The organism is Rhizobium sp. PRIMUS64, assembly GCF_023006465.1.
Classification (GTDB): Bacteria; Pseudomonadota; Alphaproteobacteria; order Rhizobiales; family Rhizobiaceae; genus Rhizobium; species Rhizobium leguminosarum.
The window spans coordinates 1-223 of the sequence record NZ_JALBGX010000403.1; the positions used below are offsets into that span (position 1 = coordinate 1).

Sequence of the window (223 nt, forward strand, 5' to 3'; positions counted from 1 at the left end):
GAGTTTGGAACGGCTGAAGATCCATGGGCCATCGGGTAGCGGATGAGCCCCCTTAATATCGCCAGCCTCGGCCGCCAGACGCAGCGTCTTTGGCGATATCCCGAGTAACTTCGCCGCACCGCCCAGATTAAGCCATGGCTCAACCCCGTCGATCTGCGGACGGAAGACCGGAATCTTGCGATATGACCTCAGCGCGGTGACCCGCTCCCGTGTCCAGCGATTG

The 223-nt window shown here is 61.0% G+C and carries 1 pseudogene; it reads right to left on the minus strand.

Annotation, left to right across the window (positions count from 1 at the left end):
• Positions 1–223: pseudogene (locus MOV76_RS39755) on the minus strand (recombinase family protein); the annotation flags it as partial.